This window comes from Okeania sp. SIO2B9 (genome assembly GCF_010672505.1).
GTDB classification, from domain to species: Bacteria; Cyanobacteriota; Cyanobacteriia; order Cyanobacteriales; family Microcoleaceae; genus Okeania; species Okeania hirsuta.
In genome coordinates this window covers 1-2,737 of record NZ_JAAHGK010001061.1, presented here as the reverse complement: position 1 = coordinate 2,737, position 2,737 = coordinate 1, and the positions used below count along the sequence as shown (strand labels likewise).

The following is a 2,737-nucleotide window of genomic DNA, read 5'->3' as shown; positions in this document are numbered from 1 at the left end:
CTGCTTCTTATATCGGTAGTGGTAAACAAGTAATAATTTTTCTAGTCTACCTTCCGATCATTAAAGGGATGTAAGAACTAATATCCTGACATCTTTAGGACTACCCTTATATCATGTGCCCCCTTCCAGGGGAGCTGCGCTAACGGATAATTAGTAATCAAAAAACTTTCTTCTACTCTTCCCTCCTAACTCCTGAGTTACCCTCCTGGGAGGGGGAGGGGCGAGGGGTGGGTTGACTCCTGACTCCTGAGTGATCCCTCATTATTTATAACTATTCAACCGGACATAATATTACTTCTTCTTTCTAAGTCAAATGAAAAAAAAAGAGTCAAAACCCCTACAATTATTCAGATGGAAGCCGTTGAATGTGGTGCTGCTGCCCTCAGTATCATCCTCGCTTACCACGGTCGCATTGTACCTCTTGCCAAACTCCGACAAGAATGTGGAGTTTCCCGCGATGGCAGCAAAGCATCTAAAATAGTTGGTGCTGCCAGAAATTACGGAATGGAAGCAAATGGTTTCAAAGCAGAAACCCTCGATCAACTTGACGAAATATCTCCCCCCTACATTGTATTTTGGGAATTTAATCATTTCTTAGTCGTAGAAGGATTTAACAAACATCAAGTTTTCCTCAACGACCCTGCTACCGGACCTCGCAAAGTTTCCTGGGATGAATTTGATGAAGGCTTTACCGGAGTTATCCTCACTATCGAACCCGGAGATGAATTTGAAAAAAGTGGTCGTAAACCAAGCATCATCCCATTATTATATCAAAGACTCCGACCATCTTTAGGCGCAATAATTTATTGTATAATAGCAGGCTTTCTGCTAGTAATTCCCGGTTTGACAGTACCAGTATTTAGCCAGATATTTGTTGATAATATTCTTGTGGAAAATCGTACTAACTGGTTGCGTCCCCTAGTTTTGGGAATGACGATCGCCATGATATTACAAACTTTACTGACTTTATTGCGACTACGCTACCTGAGAAAATTAATGATTAAATTATCTGTAGGCATGTCTAGTCAGTTTATGTGGCATGTTCTGCGACTACCAGTAGGATTTTATGCCCAAAGATATGCTGGAGAAATTAGCGATCGCGTCAATATCAATAATGAAGTTGCCCAGGTGCTTTCCGGTCAGTTAGCAACTACAGTTATTGATACAGTGATGATAGTATTTTATGGGTTGGTGATGTTTGCCTACGACCACGTACTAACTTTAATCGGAATTAGCTTTGCTGCGGTAAATATCTTAGCCTTGCAGTGGGTATCTCGGCAACGGGTAGATGCCAATATGCGGTTAGTACAAGACGAAGGTAAACTTGCGGGGGCAAGTATTGCGGGGTTGCAAAGTATGGAAACCCTAAAAGCATCGGCGCTGGAGTCAGACTTTTTTTCTCGGTGGTCTGGATATTATGCGAAAACTGTGAATACTCAACAACAGTTGGAAGTGACAAATCAAGCTTTAGAGATTTTACCAACATTTTTATCATCCCTAACATCAGTATTGGTATTAGTCGTAGGTGGTTTGCGAGTCATGGAAGGGGAACTGAGTATTGGAATGTTGGTAGCATTTCAGAGTTTGATGTTAAATTTTCAGGAACCTGTAAATACTTTGGTTGGTTTTAGCAGCACTCTCCAGGAATTAGAAGGAGATTTGAATCGACTTGATGATGTATTGAGTAATGAGACCCAGGAAGAAGCTGAAGGGGAAAAAGCTGAAGGGGAAAAAGAGCAAGTATTTGAAGACTCAAAACTCAAGGGTTATGTAGAATTAAGGAATATTACATTTGGCTATTCACGGGTAGATCCACCTTTAGTCATAGATTTGAATTTGTCGTTGCAACCAGGGCAAAAGATAGCATTAGTTGGTGGTAGTGGTTCGGGAAAATCGACGATCGCCAAATTAATCTGTGGTTTGTATCAACCGTGGGAGGGAGAAATTTTGTTTGATGGTGTTCCCAGAGAGAATATTTCGCCCACAGTATTAACTCATTCTCTGTCGATGGTGGAACAAGAAATATTTTTATTTGGTGGCACGGTGCGCGATAATTTAACTTTGTGGAACCCGACAATATCAACGACTCAACTGATGAAAGCTTGTCAAGATGCCGTTATCCATGAAGCAGTGATGGCATTTCCTGGTGGATACGATGGTGAGTTATTGGAGGGAGGAGCAAACTTAAGTGGGGGTCAAAGACAGAGGTTAGAAATTGCTCGTGCTTTGGTAAATAATCCCACAATATTAGTAATGGATGAGGCAACGAGTGCTTTGGATGCGGAAACAGAGAAAATGATTGTTGATAATTTGCAGAGTCGGGGGTGTAGTTGTATTATTGTGGCGCATCGGTTGAGTACCATTCGTGATTGCGATGAGATTATTGTCTTGGAAAATGGCGAGGTGGTGCAGCGCGGTACTCATGAGGAAATGTTGCAGGAAGAGGGAGTGTATCGGGAGTTGATTAGTTCTGAGGGGTAATGAGAGAAATGATATCATCATGACTTACGGATAGACATACTTACAGGCTGTTTTGCAACGCACATTATATCACAGAAGTGCGTATAACGCTCTGATTTTGCGTAAATTCTAGTTTAATCAAAAATAATAGGGGTTGCACATTATGGAATGATATTGCCAAAAATTGGTTTAGATTTTGACTAAAAATAACCATTAATTAATCATTCTAGCAATTGATTAATCCACAATCCAATTCTATCAAAAATATCAAATCATT

Annotated in this window: 1 protein-coding gene; it reads left to right on the top strand. The window is 40.7% G+C overall.

The genetic code is table 11. The features are described from left to right. Positions 1 to 351: 351 nt before the first annotated feature. A complete protein-coding gene (locus F6K13_RS27230) occupies positions 352 to 2,481 on the top strand; it encodes an NHLP family bacteriocin export ABC transporter peptidase/permease/ATPase subunit (protein ID WP_124144986.1) in 2,130 nt (709 codons plus the stop codon). The last annotated feature ends 256 nt before the right edge of the window (positions 2,482 to 2,737 follow it).

Bases quoted from the DNA above. Each gene is read 5' to 3' on its own strand.
- F6K13_RS27230 (WP_124144986.1), top strand. From the start codon at position 352: ATGGAAGCCGTTGAATGTGGTGCTGCTGCCCTCAGTATCATCCTCGCT.